The sequence below is a fragment of the Oceanicoccus sp. KOV_DT_Chl genome (assembly GCF_900120175.1).
GTDB lineage: Bacteria > Pseudomonadota > Gammaproteobacteria > Pseudomonadales > Dasaniaceae > Oceanicoccus.
On record NZ_FQLF01000002.1, the window covers coordinates 2,188,317 to 2,207,774 of the forward strand.

Sequence of the window (19,458 nt, forward strand, 5' to 3'; positions counted from 1 at the left end):
TACCGTAAACAGAATCTCACTTATGTCTGAAGTTTTATCCCCATTACCCCGGCTATTGGTCCTGCGTTAACTGGCACTCTGGTGTGTGCTGATCTGGATTTTCTGGTAGCGGCCTATGTTGATTATTTATCGATGACGGTCCAAGAGGCTGGTCTAGTTAGCGAGGCGCAAGCAAGTATTTGGGGAGCTGCTGAGTTAGTTGGTGCTCGCTTTTCAGTGCTGGTGTCTTCATCCGGGGTTAGTTGGATCAGGGTGGTAGAGGATGCGTTCGTCCCTGCAGCGGTGCCATTTAAACAACAAGGCTGGATGGCCCTGGAGGTGGTGGTTGCTGATGTTGATCAATTAGCTACCGAGCTGGTGGGGTCGCCGTTTGAGTTATATCGTCCCCCCGCGGATCTGGATGTCAGTGATGATATTCGCGCCATGCAGGTGATTGGCCCAGCAGGAGAAGTACTTTATTTAACGCAAGTTAAAGCGCCAGTGCCGCCGTTTGAAATCCCTATGGCCCAGTGTCGTGTTGACCGTTTATTTATTCCCGTGATGGTATGCAGTGACCGCGATACAGCCACTGCTTTCTACACCGCTTTTAGTGGTGTTAAAGACTATAAATTCGATACCAAAATTACTTCAGTCAATGCAGCTTACGGCTGGGAGCTTGAACTTAAGCACCCGGTAGCCACCGTGCAGTTGGCTGCTAATACCATGATTGAAATTGATCAAATCGAGGCGGCGGAAGCCAGACCCAATATCTTGGGGCATCTGCCAGCAGGTATCGCCATGATTAGTTATGAGGTTGATAGCATTGCTGACCTTGAATTGAGCTGCTTTACTGCACCGGTCAGAATGGATGTCGCCCCCTATAACGGGCGATTGGTCGTCTGCGGCCGTGGCGCTGGTGGCGAATTGGTTGAGCTCATCGAGCGCTGCTAGAGACTGCTTCGTTAAGCTGAGATCGCAAGCCGATGCAGTATTATTTCTGAATAACTTCAAAACCTAGCTTCCTATTTGTGTGCGTGACCTCGCACTTCCTCCGCTTAATTTGTTAATTCCTAATAAAAAATGGCCTACATAAAAAGTCCGTCTATACTGTTTTTTATAAGCAGGGAAAAGCTGTTGTGCTCGGAGAGCTGCTGGGGGGAATTACTAATGCGTCAATATGGCCAGATGCTCGTTTTACCTCTTTAATTACATAACAAAAACATTCTCAATGAATAGGGAGAGAAAAACATCGTGCGAAAATCAAATACCGTTCTTGCGGCAGCTATGGCGCTTACCAGTATCGGTTACACCGGCACCGCCTTGGCGCAAATTCAAAATCAAGCTTTTGCCACGTTGGAAGAGATTATTGTTACCGCGAACCGCCGGCAAGAAATGTTGCAAGACGTGCCGATGTCAATTTCGGCGTTTAATGAAAACTTCTTTAAAGATGCCGGCGTCACCGATTTTAAATCGCTAGAAAATTACGCAGCGAGCTTAAAAATTGTTTCCAATACCAGTAGCCGCGATACCTCTATCCGTATTCGTGGCATTGGTTCTGCCGGCTCTAATGCAGGTATTGACCCCAGTGTGGGGGTGTTTATTGATGGTGTCTATCAGGGCCGGGCAGGTATGAGTCTCGGTGACTTTATGGATATCGAACGAGTGGAAGTTTTACGGGGGCCTCAGGGTACCTTATACGGTAAGAATACTGCTGCGGGTGCTATCAGTATTATTTCCAAGGCGCCGGTAGGTGATTTTGAGGGTTCGGCTGAAGTAGTCGTTGGCAACTATGACAATGTTGAGACGCGCGGCATGCTAAACGTGCCACTTAATGATAGTGGCAGCGCAATAAGAATTTCAGCATATAAAGTAGAGCGCGATGGCTTTGATGAGAACATTGCTGCGGATGCGCCACAAAAAGAATTAAACAATGCAGATAAATGGGGTATCAAAGCTCGGGCTTTATTTGAAACCGAAAAAATGGGTTCATTTACGTTATCGGTAGATAAGTCTAAAGATACTTCAATTTGCTGTGCGCCAGATATTATTAGTTATGATGGATCATCCAATTTAAATTTAAGCTTTGCGGATTTGTCGACAGTAGGCATACCGATCCCTGATGCCGATCCTTATGATAGAAAGTTATACGCTGATCGAGAGTACACCAATGAGGTTGATGTCGAAGGCGTGTCGCTAGAGTGGGTCAAGGATTTGGATAATGATTTTATCTTGACCTGGATTAATGCGTATCGGACTTATGACTCCTACTCTGCATTCGATGCTGATTTTTCTTATTATGATGCGGGGGCCGGCACTACGGATGTAGATCATGAACAACGCTCATCGGAATTTAGGGTGGCTTCGCCTGAGGGCGAGACCATTGATTATCAAGTCGGTGTTTACTACTACTACTCGGAGATGGATACCGTAGGTACAATTTCCATGTTATCCGATGCCTCTCAGGCGGCTCTCAATACCGGTAATGTGCTAAGTGGTTTTTACAATCTTGGTGGTGATCCACCGGTTTTCCTGGATGTCAGTGGTATTTCGCCGTCGTTTTTTGACCCGGTTACTGGTACTGCTGTTAATACCGATACCAATACCCATACCACCACCAATTATGCGGCATTTGGTCAGGCTACCTGGAATGTCAGCGATACGTTTACTGCAACCTTGGGCCTTCGCTACACCTATGAGAAGAAAGAGCGTGAAGGGAGTCAGATAACTGACCCGGCGCCGTCCACGAGTGCGGGGCCATTTGGACCTGATATCAGGACTGATGAAAGTAAGTCGGGTGAAAACGTGTCTCCTACTTTAACTTTTCGTTACTACCCTACTGAGGATGGGCGGTTAATGTATTACGCCAATATAGCTCGTGGTTTCAAGTCGGGCGGATTTAACCAGCAGCGTACCGCAAGCCCGGAGGACAATTATTTTGACGATGAAACCTCAACTAACTATGAGCTGGGCTGGAAAGGTACCTACTTGGATAGCCGCCTACAATTTAACGGCTCGATATTCTTTGTGGACTATGAGGATTTCCAGGCGCAGTCTTTTGATGGCGCCTCTATTGCGGTGCGCAATGCCGGTAGTCTTGAAAGCTATGGTGTGGAATTGGATTTGCAATATGTACCGACGATAAACTGGTCACTGGCGGGTCTCTGGGTTATACCAAGGCCGAGTACAAGGAGTTCAAAGGCGCTGAATGTACAGTTGCGCAGTCACGTGCCGAGTACAATGAGGCGATTGCCGGTTTGTCACCTTTTGATATTCTGCTCAGTGGGCAGCTCTTTCCAGTCGGGTGTACCCAGGATCTGGAAGGACAAGAGCTGGATAGCTCGCCAGAATTGACCGTCAGTACTTTCTCGCAATATGAGGATTTTTCCGACCTTTTGGGCGGCAATATGTGGTTTGCCCGGTTGGAGTATATATATACCGACTCCTTCTTTTTAGCCCAGGATTTAGATCCTAACCTGGAAAATGACGCGACCAATATGTTCAATTTACGGTTGGGGTTACGTGATAACGATGGTGCTTGGGAGGCCACGCTGTGGGCAAGAAACCTGACGGATGAAGAATCTTACGTGGCGGGTTTGGATGTGCCGGTTCACAGTGGTTATGCAGTTTTTAATGCGCCACCCAGAACCTATGGCCTCAGTCTTCGCTATAATTTCTAGCTACATTTGAGTATTGCAAAAGGGGCGGCCGTTTGGTTGCCCTTTTTTTATGGGGGTTAGAATGCTGTGGTTAAGAGTAAGAGGATTTAATTCGGCAGAAACAAATGATATAATGTTATATCAAAGATATTAATAGTGGCTTGATCTAGCCATTAATTCAATCTAAGTGATTGATAAATAAAGTTTTTAGGTGAATATGATGACGACTACTCAACCAGTAATTGTGGCCGGCGCGGGTCCTGCGGGATCGTTGTTGGCGCTTTATCTAGCACAGCACGATATTCCGGTTATATTGCTGGAAAAAGAAGATAGCTTGCCTATCGATTTACGCGCTTCCACGTTTCATCCGCCCTCATTGGAAATGCTGGATAAATTAGGCGTGACAGAAAAGCTGATTGCCAAGGGGCTAGTGGTTGATAAATACCAGTATCGTGATCGTCGCACCGGTGAAGTCGCAGAATTCGATATGTCGATTATCGCTGACGAAACGGCGTTTCCATTCCGTTTGCAGTTAGAGCAATACGAGATGACGATTATTGTGGGCGAAATGTTGAAAGACTATCCCCATGTGCAAGTTCGATTTGGCTGCAAAGTTGTTGATAGTAGCCAGACCGATGATCTGGTCAGTGTTGACATTGAAACGCCTGCGGGTAAAGAGACATTGACCACGCCGTTTTTAATTGGCTGTGATGGTGCTTCCAGCAATGTACGTAAATCAGCAGGTATTGGTTACGGTGGTTTTACCTACGATGAAAAGTTTTTAGTGGTCAGTACTGACTTCCCGTTCGAACAAGTGTTCGATAATTTGTCTTATGTAAATTACGTCTCTGATCCGGAAGAGTGGTGCGTTATTCTGCGGACAGAGAAAAAATGGCGAGTGCTGTGGCCAACGACATCCGATATTACAGATGAAACGTATTTGTCTGACGACTATATTCAGGCGCGCTTGCAGCATCTTTATGCTAAAGATGGCGAGTATGATATAGGTCATCGCACGCTCTACAATGTGCATCAGCGAGTGTCAGAAATTTATTACAATGGCCGTATTGTATTGGCGGGTGACTCATGCCATATCAATAATCCTTTGGGTGGCATGGGGATGAATGGCGGCTTGCATGATGCCGATAATTTAGCTGAAAAATTGGTGGCAATCATTAACGATGGTGCTGATCATATTGAGAAATTTAAACACTACGACCGGCAGCGTCGTGAGTTGGCGGTTAAGTTTGTTCAGGAGCATACCATTAGCAATAAAAAGTTAATGGAATCAACGGAAACCGAAGTACAAATAGCACGGCAAAAAATGTTGATGGAAACGGCGGCAGACCCGATAAAATCGAAAGCGTTTGTAATGGAGAGAGCCATGTTGAATTGTGTGCGTGATAGCTTGGCAGTGGAATAATTACAGCGGCTATAGTAAACGGGGTGCATTTATGCGCCCCGTTTTTGTTTTGGGGAATTGCTTTTGAATAAAAATTTGCTGGGTATTTATCTGGTTACGTCACTGTCGATGGCAGGAGTCTTTACTATCTCTCCCGCTTTACCGGCTATTGGCTTGGCGCTAGAAATTAGTAAAGCGGAAATTAGTTATTTGATAACAGCGTTTACTTTGGGGACAGTGCTAGTCGCCCCTTTTGTGGGTTTGATTGCAGATAAGGTGGGTCGTAAAAAATTATTGGTACCTTCGCTCTATCTATTTGGTATCGCTGGCTTCTGTTGCGGTTTAACAGATTCCTTTGGTTGGTTATTATTTTGGCGATTTCTGCAAGGTGTGGGGTCTTCGGCATTGGGCACCTTGAGCAGTACCATGATAACGGATATCTATAGCGGACCTGATCGGGTGCGATACTTTGGCTACAATATGTCGGTCAATAGTATTGGAATGGTGGTGTTTCCGTTGCTCGGTGGCGCGCTAGTGGTATTCAGTTGGCGCTATCCATTTATGGTGAGCGTGATTGCCATTCCCATAGCGGTCTATAATCAAATTTTTCTGCGCTATACCGAACACCTCACAGAATTAAACACCAGGCAATACATGCAAAACTTTTTGCGCTCGCTGACTGATAGACGGGTTATGTTGGCTGCATATTTGAACTTCACTTGTTTTATAATGATGGGCGGTGCATTCCTGACATTCTATGCTCTGTTTATCACTGAAAACTTTTCTGCTGAAATAATTTTTGCTGGCGTGCATTTGCCTAGAGAATTGGTTATTGGTTTTGCAATGTCATTGTTTTCAGTGATGGTGGGGTTGGTGGCTTTTCGCCTGGGTGCCATTCATGCCCGGTTTGGCTTTAACCGGGTATTGGCATTCGCCTTTTTATCTTACAGCGGTGCCTTTTTCCTTTTTCAATCGACATCGCATCTATTCTATGTGTTGTTGGCCTGTGCGTGGTTGGGGTTAGGACATGGCTTGGCTGCGCCTTCTTTAATGGCTTTGCATACCCGCTTGGCGCCAGCGGGTATGACGGCATCTTATTTAACTTTAAACAGTTTGGTATTTAGGCTTGGGCAAACGGTGGGGCCTATGTTGATGGCAATGGTATTAAATGGCTACGGATTGAATGCGGTGTTTATGGTGGCAGCGTTGATTGCATTGCCGGCTGTAGTCGTCGCTTGGAGTGCAGGGTGGGCGAAGTAAGTGAGTCAAGCACTGACAGGCGCAACTTAGTAATACGGTTATGATCGCTAATTCACGTAAAGTGGTTGGTTATAGTGATGAATGCTGGCGACATAATGAATGTGCCTTGGATTGTTGATTGAGTGGGCGATATATCACTCTATGTGAATAACTTTTAATGCAGGGTGCGCTATTTTGTTGCAAATGGGACGGCTGTTTGTCGGTGGCGTTTACAAAGATGAATTAGCTTACATGTGAGTGATTGTCCAACTTATTGATAACAATGGCTTGTTAGTATTTGGTGTGAAAATTGCACATATTTGTAGCCTATAAATAATTCAAAAAAGTTTGTAGTAGAAAATATAATAACGTACAGGAGTACGCTTTCATGTTACAGAAATATTTAACCTTAACGGGATTGGTGCTATTTCCCTCGATTGCCCTATCTACCCCGTTATTCGATACCTTCGGGCCATTACCGGAAGCGACTTTTGGAGGTACTGGAATCCCTAACCAGGAAGTGGCAATTTCCAGCCAGTTTTCTAATGGTAGTTCAATTATCACTGTCGCCATGAGCGCTACTCAGCGTTACGGTAACCCCGCATTAACTAATGATGGTGCAGGTACCTATTTTGCGGGAGTGGGTAGTAATACGGGCCCAGGTTCACCGGCAGGCACTCCAGAAGGTGCGCTGTGGAATTTTAATTACTATATTGATATCGACAGCTCCACAGAAGCTTTAGCTGATTATCAAATCACCTTGTTTTACGATTTTGCCCCCGCTTTGGATAATGGGCCTACGACTTTAGGTACCATTAATATTACTAACTCCATTATTGCTAATGGCGATTTGTCAGTCAGCAAAATCGAAGGCTCCCAGAATTTAATGTTTGCCTTTTTAGCGTCTGATAATCCAGGCTTTATTGATGCGCCGGGGGAGCTTTTAATCCCAATGCTATCGGTGAATATAATTTTGGGATTTCGGTATCGCAGGACGGTTGGGGGGTGGAGAATGTTCGAATGGATGTTCAAACCATTCCGGTTCCTGCGGCGGCATGGCTGTTTGGATCTGCGCTATTGAGCTTGCTTGGGATGAAGCGTAGTAAGCATTAATTGTGCGTCAGTACTGGTAAGGCTCCTGCGGGAGCCTTTTTTATCATCGCAAGAAATGCCATTGTTTCTATTTTACTGTGATAAGTTTATAAAAAAGCCGACAAGGCTTAGTAGCATTGTCGGCTAGAAAATACATAGCTCAGCACTATGTGAGAGACCTTGATGGAGTGGTCAACGTTATCTCGTTACAACGTCGATACTATTGACCAGGCAAGCGACGAAATGCATCGTGGCTTATGAAGTTGTTGGTATTGTTGCCGAAGTGGCTTTGACAAATCCTAACGCCTTCACAAGAGTATCTAGCAGGGCTAAACCCTCTTCATCTTCTTTGTTGCTAGGCGGTGATCAGGTGTGATCAGCCGCGGTGCTCTGTTCTAATTCATTGCTGATACGGCGCTTCAAGGGAGCAGGGCTTCCTCAATGTTTTCGTACCAAACTGATTTAAAAGGCGCCAACTAATAACAAGGGTCTATTTATAGCGTATTTATATATTAAATCAACCTGATATAACCAATATGACAAATAGTACCGAAAACTCTCTGTGTAGCTTTGTTTTTATTGGTAAGAGTGAGCTTGGCGAGTTTGTAACTAGACCGGTCGATTGACCACTCCTGATCACGCTTTTGCACATGAGCTTAGCTAGGCTGCTCGGTTTTGCTTCAGGGCTTTACTCCTTAAGAAGGGCTTTGTATGGTGTCATGCTTCTCTGACGGTAATTGACATGAAAATAATAAGCGTACTAAATTTCTGTTTAATCTTGCTAATGGCGCTTCTAGCCACGGTCATAATTGCCGAGGCTTTACCATATCGTTCTATATTATTGGGCCTGGTGTTATTGATTGCGGGTGCTTTAGTTTGGGCTCGTGCTCAGTTGGTGAGCTTTACTGGAGCGGTTAGTCGTTTGAATTATGCGTCCAATCAAGAATTTAGTGACAATGTTCGTTACCGTTATCCTAAGGATTATCACTATTTTGATTTGACTGGTGATGATGAGTTTTCTGAGGTACTCAATAAGATTAATGATTTAACTTATGCCTATCAAATGTCACAAAAATACCATTTAAGTTTTGAGATGGCGCAGCGGAATAAATTCGATCAACACAAAACCCATGCCAATAACCATATTGTTGGCGCGTTAAATGAAATCGTTCAAACACAAAACCGGATCCAAATGCTGCATGAAGATATTTCTGCCGCACAATGTGGCAATGGTGATATACAATCTACGCTTAATTATGCGGTAGAGCGTTTAGCTGAATGTAACACGTCGATTCAGGTGTCGATTCAAGAATTGAAAGAAATTGGTAATAGCAAAGAGAGCCCTAAGGAATCGTACACCAGTATTGGTTATTTAGCGGAAGTGTTAAAAATGACCTCGAATAATGCCTTTGATATTATGGTCAGCCCGGAGATAGAAAACTTCTATTTTTGTATTGATAGTTTGCAAACTCAAGTACTTGCTACTAAATGCAGCAAATTTATTTTGGGTAGGGATCCTCAGGGTTTTTCGGAAGGTAAAGTGAGTATGTCGTTTACCGGCCGGGCTGGTCAGTTAATGAATTACGCTATTTGTTTTCGCCCGCCGGTGGGTTATTTGTCCGGCCCAAAGCAGCATCATGTTGAATTGTTCGATGCTATTATTAATGGCTCAAATCACTTGCAGGCCATTGAGGGATTTTTAACGGAGTCTGATGTTGTTACCATATGGGACTTGTCTCAAAAGTTAAATGCTAAAATATTATCGCGATGGATTGAAAAAGAAGCCGTGCCAGAAGTTATGCTGGTAATAACTACAGCTACTTACGCAGTTCCTCCTGTAGAAGAAGTTGTCGTTGAGTCCGACCAAAATAATGTAGTGCCATTTAAGTTGGTGGCCAAGTAGTAGTGAGCCAATCGAGTAATTGATTGGCGTTTTATTAATTCCCCTTTTGACGCTCTTCGTTAATTTTATCGACGAAGGCTTCGTCCACTAAAATTACTCCTTCCTGTTTTGCGCGCTTGATGATGCCGTTGAGCGCAGTCTTCAAAAAAACTTTAGGTACGCCGGTAAGTTTTTCGCAGGCTTCATCGGTAAATTTAATCTCATCATCCAGCCGGTTTGCTGTATAGATAACAGCTTGTGCTTTAGGGCCGCGATCGGTAGGTGTGGGAATAGAGAAAGGTTTACCGTGTTCAGTAAACCAAAAATCTTTGCCATCTCGAAAACCATAGGAAATAGGCAGGTTGGGCATTATGGCGTTATTGTTATTTATGTGATGGTGCCAACTTTCTTTTAATAAAATATTGTCAAGCTTGATAATAAAGTTACGAGCGGAACCTTGTTCGTTGTAATTAAAATTGACCGACTCATCCAGAGTGCATTCATAAACCTGAATGGCCTCTTTAATTAACGGTGGATGTATACCATCGCCAGTGGCTCTGCCCTGAGTGGGGCTGTCAATAAAAGTAAAGTTCTGGTGTGCCATTTTTTCTGCAGTAGTCTGGCCTGGGTAGCCTAAGCCAACCACTGTTTTAAGCTGTTTTTTATCAAACTCAATAAAGTGCAAGGCACATTTTTTGGTGCGCATGAGGTTAATTGCAGTGTTGGAATTATAGCGAGTGATCAGTACCAGTGAATAATCACTAATGACACCATAAGGCATCGTAAAGGAGTGTGGCCCTATATTGGTTTGGCCCTGCTCATCTACCGTGGTTACCAGTGCAAAGGGGAGGGGGTAGTAGGAGTTTGCCTGATACCAGTTGTCCCGGTGAGGGTTTTTAACAAAGGCTTCATCAAAGCTATTGATGCGACGGTTTTTTCGTAGCCATCCAAACATAATTTATTTCCGTTAAGGAGTGTTAGTTATTGTTATGGTGATAAGTTGTTGTTAGTGATGTTGAATGGAAATGTTATAGTGCATGACTATTTTTCACAATCAATATGTGCCTTCTAGTGAGTTCACCATCGTATTCAATGTTCGCGGATACGCTGGCTAGTGGTATCAGCCATTGTTACCGGAGTTTTCGTGTTCGCAGCGTTTTTTGTCATAGTTATTGATTTAGTCGGCTTCGGTATCATGGTGCCGATTTTTGCTTTTTATGCTTTAAATTTAGGTGCCAGCCCTGCGTTGGCAACCTTGATGATGGGGCTCTATTCAGTTGCGATGTTTTTTACTACGCCGATTCTAGGCAGGGTCAGTGACTATTATGGTCGCCGCCCGGTGTTAATGGTGAGTATGTTGGGGGCGACTATTGGCTATCTGATTTTAGCTAACGCTTCTGCTTTGTGGATGGTAGCGTTGGCGCGGCTGATTAGTGGCGCGATGGCGGGCAACATGGCTGCGGCACAAGCTTATATGACGGATGTATCAGGGGAAAAGGATAGAGCCAAGGCGATGGGGCTGATTGGGGCAGCGTTTGGTATTGGGTTTATTCTTGGGCCTGCCTTAGGTAGCTATTTAGCAGGAGATGATTTTGAAAATGCTAACTTTGTATTGCCTGCTTATGTATCAGCGGGGTTATCCTTTACGGCATTTCTGGCAGTGGTATTTGCACTGCCGGAAAGTTTAGATAGGGCGCATCGAGATGCACTGCGGGCCAAGCCCCGGGTAAGTCGGTTTAAAGAAATGGCAGAAGTACTAAAACGGCCACTGGCTCGTAAAGTGATTGTCAGCGGTTTTATTTATAATATTGCCGCGGGTTTTTTTGAAGCAGTGTTTCCCATTTGGGCCAGCTATGAAGGCGCTCGTTTGGTGGACGGTCCGCAGGGTTTAGTGCCCTTCTTGCTGGTAGGCGGCATTACTCTCGCCGTTGTGCAGGGCTCGTTGGTCGGCCCATTGACGCGTCGTTTTGGTGAGCATCAGTTAATCAAGGGTGGAGCATTGGGTTATGGCGCTGGCTTGATCGGGATGACGCTGGCGGCTGATATACAGCAGGTGTGGTTGGTGTATGTGTTTATGGGCGTGGCCTCTGCGGCTAGTGCGGTGGTGATGACTGGCACCCAAAGTTTGATTTCCCAGCGAGCCGGCACTACTGAACGCGGTATGGTCATGGGTGTGTTTAATTCCATGGGTACTCTGGGGCGGTCGATAGGAACGTTGCTAACCGGAGCGGTATTTACTTACATTTATATGCATGCATCGTTTTATGTCTGTGCCATATTGATGGTTGTATTATTTATACTGGCGGGCTCGATTCAGCAACAATGGCGATCTGTACCGGTATAATCTTGTTTACCCGTTATGCTAAAAAGTGATCTTTAATCACGTCAATGGCATGACTTTATGCACTTGGACTGCTTTAATATCTGGATAGCCTGAACAGGAGTGTGGGCTTATCGTCGTATTTTGAATTTGCTGTTTCGAAAACACACAAACTCTAAATAGAGAATAATAATATGTTGGGTAAGTGGTTAGCGCCTTTATTCGCAACGTTGATTGGGGTATTGATTACCTTATTTGTCGCCTACGAGACGGACCGGTCGCAAAAGAATTTATTAACCTCCGAGCTTAAAGCCAATATGGAGCGCTGGATTAGCGTCATGGAGTTTAGTACCGAAAAGGAAGTGACGCTTGCTAGAACCTTGGTATCGGTGTTTGAAGATTCGCCGGTACTGGATAAATTGGCGTTTGATTTCTTATCGAGTAATGCGCTGCGGTTATATCCTGATTTGGAGGCTTTGTTCTGGATCCCCGCGTTGAAATCAGATCAGCGTGGTGACTTCGAGCAGAAAATGCGTCTAATTCATCCAGAGTATTTTATTAAAACTTATGCTGGTCCTGCTGGATTTATACCGGCACCCCCAGCCGACAATTATTTTCCTGTTTATTATTTAGCCGGTGGTGAGTCTAGTGAGAAATACTCGGGCTGGGATTTAGCCGGTTTCGGTGAGCTGGGCAGTATGTTTAATGGATTGCAAGAACAAGAAAGCCATGTAGCTATGCGTTTCATACCCTCAATGGACGACTTAATGTCCGCTCGTCAGGGGCGGCCTCGGTTGCAGATGTTGCTGGCAACGGAATTAGGAACAGCGGTTAGCTTGCCTGATGACGCGTTGTATTCCGGTGATGGTTATCTGGTATTTCTGGTGAATTTTTCACTTATTTTCAATTATTTTAGTGATATACCCGGCGGCGATAAATTAAATATTGCGGTAACCATGGGGGAAGGTGACACCAGACGAACCGTATTTGAGGTAAAGCCAACCAGTGGCAATTTATTGCTAGAGCACACAACCAGAAGCACTTTTAGTAACCGCGCCACTACCCGGTGGGAAGTGACCCTTATCCCCACCGACGCCTTTTTTGCCGCCAAGGCTACTAGTCTCCAATATTGGGTGCTGGGTACCGGCTTTGGTATTACGTTATTACTCGTTATCTATTTATACAATATTAAAAGTCGTACGGTATTAGTACAAAAAATGGTTGATATGCGCACGCAGGAACTACAAACCGCTAATCACGAGCTGGATCGCCTGTCCCGTACCGATTATTTAACTGCCGTTGCTAATCGACGCTTTTTTGAAGAAAGTCTGGAGCAGGAGTGGTCACGCGCCTTGCGAGGGCAGTATGCAGTCTCTTTATTTATGATCGATGTAGATTACTTCAAGCTCTATAACGATCACTACGGCCATATTGAGGGTGATGAGTGCCTGCAGAAAGTTGCTAAAGCGTTAATGGATACAGTAAAACGCCCAGCGGATATTATTGCTCGCTATGGCGGTGAAGAGTTTGTGTTATTGCTACCCAATACCGAGGATGGCGTGGCGGGCTTGGCAGAAAGTTGCCGACGCAATGTTGAGCAATTAAAGCTTGAGCATGTTGATAGTGAAGTGCAGCAGTACGTTACTATCAGCATCGGGGTTGCGTCTATGCGGCCAAAGCCCGGGCAGCCCTATCGAGTTCTGGTCAAGGCAGCCGATGATGCGCTCTATGAGGCCAAAGAGCAGGGTAGAAATCGAGTAGTGGAGGCCGATTTAGTGGATGATCCTATCCCTGTTAGTGAATAACGCTGTTATAAAAGCCAGTATCTATTACAACCAATTGATTTAATCACGCCCCATACAACGTTGTCACTTCGTCGTATAGTTAAAGCACTGATCAACTATTGGCGGAGTTCCATTATGGCTAGCATTCAATTTCGGTTTACTACTGAGTGTGAAATGACTTTACACGGTGCCACCTACGAAGATATTTATCTGCAATTTAAAGATTTTATGCACGGCGATAATTCCATCGCCAATCGCGCTGAGGTGGTGGTATTTCCGCCCGAGTCGGTGCAGGTCTTTTTTGATTTGGAGGGTGCTGGCGAGCAGCATGAAATCTCTCGTTTCAAGGGGGATTATCGGCAGGACATAAGTGCGCATTGCAGTACTGAAGAGTTAGCCAGAATGCCAATCCCCATGCGTATGCCGACAAGCCCCCAGCTGGCGGTAGCTGCACAAAAATGGGAAATGGCATGGTTTTGGGAGGTAGAACCCGGCGACTCACATTGATACCCGGGTAACAAGTGGCTTCATTCGAAGTCGTAATAGCTTTAGTTACCTAGCGGTAGCTCGGTTTTATACACGACTTGCTTAAGCGCAAAGCTGGATTGGATATTGGCAATGCCTTTGATGCGAGTAAGTTTGTTGGAGAGAAAGCGTTCATAGCTTTCCAGGTCGGGAACCACTACTCGCAGTAAATAATCCGAGCTGCCGGTCATCAGATAACACTCCATTACTTCCTGGTATTGTTCGACGGTGTGTTCAAATTCCTCGAGCCCTTGTCGCTCTTGTCGATTGAGCGAAACGCTAACAAAAACGCTGATGGGTAAACCTACTGCCTTAGCGTCTACGATAGCCACGTAGCGCTTAAGTACGCCATTATTTTCCAGTGATTTTACCCGGCGCAGACATGGCGATGGCGACAAGCCAATATCGTCAGCCAGTTCGATATTGGTGATTCTGGCATTGTTTTGCAGATGATGAAGGATCTGATAGTCGGTCTTATCGAGCGGTGTTTTTGGCATAATATTCTTTAAAATTAAATAAATTAGCTATTTATTGCTAATTTATAGTATTAATCGGCATTATTAGCAATCCTTGTTTTTATCTAATCACTATACTGTCGGCTGTCATAATGAAAGGTCTAGCCTGTGAATAACCCCACTACATTTAGCGATGAGCTAGCTGCTGATAAAGAAGAATGGCAGCAGTCCATAGATTATATTTACCGCCAGTATGGTGAGGCCGGCGTCCGCGAGATTCTGCGCTCGATGCAAAACCATATTCTCGAGCAGGGCATTACCTTAAATGAGGCGACGCTAAATACCCCTTATATCAATACGATCTCCACTCGCGAACAACCCTCTTATCCCGGTGATATTAAACTGGAAAAGCGTATTGAAAATATCATCCGCTGGAATGCGATGGCGATGGTGTTGAAGGCACAGGATCAGGGCACCGGTGTAGGTGGTCATATTGCCACTTATGCATCAGCTGCCACCATGATGGAAGTGGGCTTTAATCACTTTTTTAGGGCGCGCACGGCGGACTACGGTGGCGATTTGTTATTGTCGCAGCCCCATGCTGCCCCAGGTGTGTATGCGCGAGCGTTTGTTGAAGGCCGGCTCAGTGAGCAACAGCTAGCTAATTTTCGCCGTGAATTACAACCCGGTGGTGGTTTGTGCTCTTACCCTCACCCGCGATTAATGCCTGACTTTTGGCAAATGCCGAATGCGTCGATGGGATTATCTACCCCTTCTGCCATTTATCAGGCACGTTTTGCCAAGTATCTCGAAAACCGTGGTTTGAAGCCTGACAATGGCGGTAAGGTGTGGTGCTTTATTGGTGACGGTGAATCTGATGAGCCGGAAGTTGTCGGTACTATCAATATTGCCGCCCGGGAAAAATTGGATAATTTAGTGTTGGTAGTTAACTGTAATCTCCAGCGTCTTGATGGACCTGTTAGAGGTAATGGCAAAATTATTCAGGAGTTGGAGCGAACCTTCCGGGGCGCTGACTGGAATGTGGTGAAAGTCATTTGGGGCAGTGGCTGGGATGGTTTGTTGGCGCAGGACCACAACGGTACGCTAAGAAAGCGGATGGAAGATTGCGTAGACGGTGACTATCAACGCTACTCGGTACTCAATGGTAATAAACAGCGAGAGCATTGGGTTGATGGAAATCCGGAGCTGGAAACCATGATGAATGCGCTCACCGACGAAGAGCTAAAAGAAATAAAGCGTGGTGGTCAGGACCCGAAAAAAATATTTGCTGCCTTTGATCGCGCAGTTAAACACAAAGACAAGCCCACCGTCATATTAGTTAAAACGGTAAAAGGTGATGGCATGGGACCAGCGGCACAAGGTCGTAACACTGCCCACCAAAAGAAAAATCTAACGGCGGAAGAGCGGCTGCAATGCGCGAAAGATTATGGCATTCCTTTGGATGAGGAAGCGATCAAACGCGCTGATTTATATCGTCCGGCAGAGGGTAGTGAAGAGCTTCGCTATTTAACCGAGCATCGTCAGCGCCAAGGGGGTTATTTACCTAAGCGGGTAGTGGACTGCCCGGTCATTACACCGCCACCGTTAGCCACTTTTAGTAAGTTTTTACAAAGCAGTGGCGAGCGTGAAATATCTACCACTTCGGCTATGGTGCGAATTCTGGCGCAATTGTTAAAAGACAAAGACATTGGTAAATATATAGTACCGATCGTGCCCGATGAAGCACGCACCTTTGGCATGGATGGTTTGTTTAATGTGGCCGGTATTTATTCACCGGAAGGACAAAACTACACGCCGGAAGATGCAGACAGTTTGCTGTCTTACCGGGAAGCGAAAGATGGCCAGATTTTACAAGAAGGCATTTGTGAAACTGGTGCTATGGCTTCTTTTATGGCTGCAGGTACAGCCTATGCTGTGCATGGCGTGCCGATGATTCCGTTTTATATTTTTTATTCAATCTTTGGCTTTCAGCGGGTCGGCGATATGATCTGGTCCTGCGGCGATATGATGTGTCGTGGGTTTTTATTGGGCGGAACCGCTGGGCGTACCACACTGAATGGTGAAGGCTTGCAGCATCAGGACGGCCACTCGCATATTCTGGCTAGCACCTATCCGAATCTGATCAGTTATGACCCTGCTTTTGCCTTTGAATTGGCCATTATTGTGCGTGAAGGTATTCGTCGCATGTACCAACAACAAGAGAATATTTTTTATTACATTACGGTCTACAACGAAAATCATTTAATGCCCGCAATGCCTGAAACAGATGGCGTAGAAGAGGGGGTGCTGAAAGGCGCGTATTGTTTTCATCGCAGCGAAAAAAAGGCAGGTGAAAAAATTCACTTGCTCTCCAGTGGTTCCATTATGCAACAGGCACTGGCTGCTGCGCAGCGTTTGGAGGCGATGGGCTATAGTGTAGATATCTGGAGCGTCACCAGTTTTAATGAGCTTTATCGTGAAGCTGAACAGTGTGAGCGTTGGAATCGTTTGCATCCGGTGGCGGAGCCAAAAATTCCCTATGTACAGCATCTATTTGCCGCTGAGCAAGGTGTGTTTGTTGCGGCCACAGATTATATGAAGTCTTTGGCAAATAGCATTGCGCAATGGATGCCCATCGGTGACAGTAGTTATACTGCTTTGGGGACCGATGGTTTTGGCATCAGTGAGTCCAGAGACTCGATCCGTGACTTTTTTGAAGTCAGTCCTGACTATATTGCGCAGGCTGCGATTACAGGTCTTTATAAAACCGATAAAATTAGCCGCCAGCAGTTGTTGGATCAATTATCTTTGCTAGCTATTGATGCTGATAAAATCAATCCGGTTGACCGTTAGTATCGATTGTTAAAATGTGTAAAAGCAGTTGCTAAGCCTATCGGATTTGGCGAAGGTGGGTCATTGTGTTTATCCCACTGGATGTGTCATGAATATTAACCACTTGCGTAATAAAACCTTTCTTGCCATTGCGATGAGCTCGCTATTGGCTTGCCAGCACCCGCAGACAGAAACCCCGGAACCGCTGGCTTTCTCCGCCGACAACGCTGGGAAAGTCGCCGTGGTTATCACTGGCTGGGGAGAAACCAAAGGCTTTGATAAAGAATTCCGCATGGGGTTGGGGCGTGCTCAAAATGGGGAGCGACAAATCACTAAAGATCAGGCCTGCAGTGAAAATTTTGTCGGTAAATTTCCTTTCCGTTCACAAATGGGGCTGGTGCCTTTTGCGCTGGCTTATCCGGTCAAAGGTGTAGAAGCCGCTTACGATTCGTTGGGGTTGTATACCAAACAGGGCGATGAGTACGTTTCCATTATTGATAGTACAGTGCGGCTAAAAGCCAGCGAAATTCCAGCTGTCGATGGCATTATCAAATCGATAACCGAATCAACTTTTTTCCCCGGGCGCTCGGTTGGTGCTATCGATCCGCGCGATGGTAGAGAGCTATTGCCGGGCATGTATCAAATTGGTGAAACCAGTCGCAAGCCAGGCTTAAATCCTTTAGCGCTGCCAAATGGTATTAGTGATTTTGATGAAATCAGAATGGCGTCTTCAATAGCGGATATGCATTTCATGTATGAAGATATGACACCGCGTCCTAATGTGGCTGACGACCACATGACCGAAGTAGCGATAGATGTGGTTAAAGATTATTTTGGTGACCGAGTGGATTTGCGTTTTGGGGCGTATTCTGCCACACCGGGTCTGACCCGCACCGAAGAAGATGTCACCATGGATTTTTATCAGGCCGGTTACCGCCAGTTTATTTTGACCAGAGAAACCACCGATAATAATCACTACGCCAATAATTTTATGACCCGTGGCATTATTGAAAAACGCCTGTGTAATGAGGGGGTGCTAGATCAGGTAACCATTAAACAAACACGTCAGGTAGGTCGTACGCCGGAATACAATACCGCCTTGTTGGAAATTTTACGGCCGCATCTTGAAAAAAGAAAGAAAGGTGAGGAAATTGCCATTATCTATACCACTTATGGCATGCCTTTTCCCGGCAGCAACGATCGTGGTCCATTTGCAGTGGCGCATCCCTTTGCTGCAGATGTTTACCATGAAAATGCTTTTTTAAATCATCTGTCCTTCAAGCGTTACGCCATGGATGAGTTTGGTAAAGACTATCAGTTACGTTTTAATCATAAAGGCAAAGATGGTGATCTGCGTACCGATAGCTACCACGCTTATGCGATGTTTCCTTCCAGCTTTTATGGTAAACCGAATGACCCGTTACGCTTCCCAACTATCCGTGAAAATATTGATCGGGCAAAAAAAGCGGGAGAAAAAGAAATTATCGTGTTGTTGTCGCATTGGAATTACAACAATACTGATAATATGTTGGGGATGAGGAAATTGAATAACATTCCCTTTAATAGCCGCGAAGATGTTGCTAATCAAAAATATTGGCAGCAGTGGTGTGAAGCAGAAGAAAGTTTCCAGCCAGTGGCTTGTGACAGTGAAAATGCGATTAGTCTCAGTTTTACCGAAGTGTTTGATCCACAAGCTACCGAGTTTGGTATCGGCTACGGCAACCGCATTCGCGGTACGGTGGAGCAGTTTGGTTTGCTGCCTGAGGGTGTTGAGGTACTTGCCCGTGGTGATGTGAGTGAGCTGAATGGTGGCGAAGTCGCCGTTACCGAGGGAGTGCATAGTGGCGTAAAATTAGTGGTGGCAGCTGATCCGGAGCCCAATAAACCCGAAAGTTTTAATTGGAAAAACTATGAGGCGTTTGTTGATCCTGCGAAACCGTTTGTCAGTGCGTGGTTTGATTTTGAAGCCTATATAGCAACGCAACCTGTCGATTCATCGTTAACAAAAGAATTATTAAGTGCGCCGGTATTGCTGGGGCCTTATCGAACGATTGTAAATAAACCGGCGCGTTTAACCCTGGCCTTTAATCCCGAACAACTTGAAAGCAGAAAAATTCAGCCGGTCATTTATAACGAAGTCAGCAAAAATTGGGACCCGGTTTATGATGTTGCCGGTGGCGAAGCAGCTACTATCGATTTCGCTAAAGGGACCATCAGTTTTGATGTGCAGGTGTTAGGTTTGTTTGCACTTAAAGCAGAATAGCTGAAAGAGATTTTTCTAATTAACGATGG

The 19,458-nt window shown here is 45.4% G+C and carries 14 protein-coding genes; 12 read left to right on the plus strand and 2 right to left on the minus strand.

What is annotated here, in order from left to right; genetic code table 11:
- The first annotated feature begins 81 nt into the window (after positions 1-81).
- The 7 genes from UNITIG_RS14095 (at position 82) to UNITIG_RS14125 (ending at position 9,271) form a co-directional block, all read left to right on the plus strand.
- Positions 82-930: a hypothetical protein gene (locus tag UNITIG_RS14095; protein ID WP_101758954.1), complete on the plus strand. Its 849-nt coding sequence runs from the start codon at positions 82-84 to the stop codon at positions 928-930.
- A gap of 300 nt (positions 931-1,230) precedes the next feature.
- Entirely contained in the window at positions 1,231-3,330 is a 2,100-nt protein-coding gene (locus UNITIG_RS14100; RefSeq protein ID WP_145999175.1) for a TonB-dependent receptor, read from the plus strand.
- Entirely contained in the window at positions 3,327-3,656 is a 330-nt protein-coding gene (locus UNITIG_RS23120) for a TonB-dependent receptor (protein ID WP_159931161.1), read from the plus strand. Before UNITIG_RS14100 ends, UNITIG_RS23120 begins: the two co-directional genes overlap by 4 nt.
- Positions 3,657-3,855: 199 nt before the next feature.
- Entirely contained in the window at positions 3,856-5,058 is a 1,203-nt protein-coding gene (locus UNITIG_RS14110) for an NAD(P)/FAD-dependent oxidoreductase (protein WP_159931162.1), read from the plus strand.
- Between the two features lie 63 nt (positions 5,059-5,121).
- Positions 5,122-6,297: an MFS transporter gene (locus UNITIG_RS14115; RefSeq protein ID WP_101758958.1), complete on the plus strand. Its 1,176-nt coding sequence runs from the start codon at positions 5,122-5,124 to the stop codon at positions 6,295-6,297.
- Positions 6,298-6,664: 367 nt separating this feature from the next.
- Complete coding sequence (locus tag UNITIG_RS14120) at positions 6,665-7,357, plus strand: hypothetical protein (RefSeq protein ID WP_101758959.1); 693 nt, start codon at positions 6,665-6,667, stop codon at positions 7,355-7,357.
- Positions 7,358-8,110: 753 nt separating this feature from the next.
- Positions 8,111-9,271, plus strand: a complete 1,161-nt coding sequence (locus UNITIG_RS14125; protein ID WP_145999176.1) for a hypothetical protein — start codon at positions 8,111-8,113, stop codon at positions 9,269-9,271.
- A 34-nt stretch (positions 9,272-9,305) separates the two neighbouring features.
- Here the strand turns inward: UNITIG_RS14125 and UNITIG_RS14130 are convergent, their stop codons facing one another.
- Positions 9,306-10,205 carry a pyridoxamine 5'-phosphate oxidase family protein gene (locus UNITIG_RS14130; RefSeq protein WP_101758961.1) on the minus strand — a complete coding sequence of 300 codons (900 nt, stop codon included), beginning with the start codon at positions 10,203-10,205 and terminating at the stop codon, positions 9,306-9,308.
- Positions 10,206-10,394: 189 nt separating this feature from the next.
- On the opposite strand from UNITIG_RS14130, the gene UNITIG_RS14135 reads away from it, so the two are divergent.
- The 3 genes from UNITIG_RS14135 (at position 10,395) to UNITIG_RS14145 (ending at position 13,861) form a co-directional block, all read left to right on the plus strand.
- The gene (locus UNITIG_RS14135; RefSeq protein ID WP_101758962.1) at positions 10,395-11,594 is read left to right on the plus strand and encodes an MFS transporter; all 1,200 of its coding nucleotides are present in this window, start codon (positions 10,395-10,397) and stop codon (positions 11,592-11,594) included.
- A gap of 170 nt (positions 11,595-11,764) precedes the next feature.
- Positions 11,765-13,375: a diguanylate cyclase domain-containing protein gene (locus tag UNITIG_RS14140; protein WP_101758963.1), complete on the plus strand. Its 1,611-nt coding sequence runs from the start codon at positions 11,765-11,767 to the stop codon at positions 13,373-13,375.
- 114 nt (positions 13,376-13,489) lie between these two features.
- Positions 13,490-13,861: a hypothetical protein gene (locus UNITIG_RS14145; RefSeq protein WP_101758964.1), complete on the plus strand. Its 372-nt coding sequence runs from the start codon at positions 13,490-13,492 to the stop codon at positions 13,859-13,861.
- Positions 13,862-13,902: 41 nt separating this feature from the next.
- Here UNITIG_RS14145 and UNITIG_RS14150 read toward each other — a convergent pair whose 3' ends face one another.
- Complete coding sequence (locus tag UNITIG_RS14150) at positions 13,903-14,376, minus strand: Lrp/AsnC family transcriptional regulator (protein WP_101758965.1); 474 nt, start codon at positions 14,374-14,376, stop codon at positions 13,903-13,905.
- A 126-nt stretch (positions 14,377-14,502) separates the two neighbouring features.
- Here UNITIG_RS14150 and aceE point away from each other — a divergent pair, with 126 nt between their 5' ends.
- Both aceE and UNITIG_RS14160 read left to right on the plus strand, forming a co-directional pair.
- The gene (aceE, locus tag UNITIG_RS14155) at positions 14,503-17,187 is read left to right on the plus strand and encodes a pyruvate dehydrogenase (acetyl-transferring), homodimeric type (protein ID WP_101758966.1); all 2,685 of its coding nucleotides are present in this window, start codon (positions 14,503-14,505) and stop codon (positions 17,185-17,187) included.
- Positions 17,188-17,275: 88 nt separating this feature from the next.
- Complete coding sequence (locus UNITIG_RS14160; protein WP_101758967.1) at positions 17,276-19,429, plus strand: hypothetical protein; 2,154 nt, start codon at positions 17,276-17,278, stop codon at positions 19,427-19,429.
- Positions 19,430-19,458 lie beyond the last annotated feature (29 nt).

Excerpts from the sequence above, each read along its gene's own strand:
- UNITIG_RS14110 (WP_159931162.1), top strand. The coding sequence starts at position 3,856 with ATGACGACTACTCAACCAGTAATTGTGGCCGGCGCGGGTCCTGCGGGA.
- UNITIG_RS14120 (WP_101758959.1), top strand. The coding sequence starts at position 6,665 with ATGTTACAGAAATATTTAACCTTAACGGGATTGGTGCTATTTCCCTCG.
- UNITIG_RS14125 (WP_145999176.1), top strand. The coding sequence starts at position 8,111 with ATGAAAATAATAAGCGTACTAAATTTCTGTTTAATCTTGCTAATGGCG.
- UNITIG_RS14130 (WP_101758961.1), bottom strand. The coding sequence starts at position 10,205 with ATGTTTGGATGGCTACGAAAAAACCGTCGCATCAATAGCTTTGATGAA.
- UNITIG_RS14140 (WP_101758963.1), top strand. The coding sequence starts at position 11,765 with ATGTTGGGTAAGTGGTTAGCGCCTTTATTCGCAACGTTGATTGGGGTA.
- UNITIG_RS14145 (WP_101758964.1), top strand. The coding sequence starts at position 13,490 with ATGGCTAGCATTCAATTTCGGTTTACTACTGAGTGTGAAATGACTTTA.
- UNITIG_RS14150 (WP_101758965.1), bottom strand. The coding sequence starts at position 14,376 with ATGCCAAAAACACCGCTCGATAAGACCGACTATCAGATCCTTCATCAT.
- UNITIG_RS14160 (WP_101758967.1), top strand. The coding sequence starts at position 17,276 with ATGAATATTAACCACTTGCGTAATAAAACCTTTCTTGCCATTGCGATG.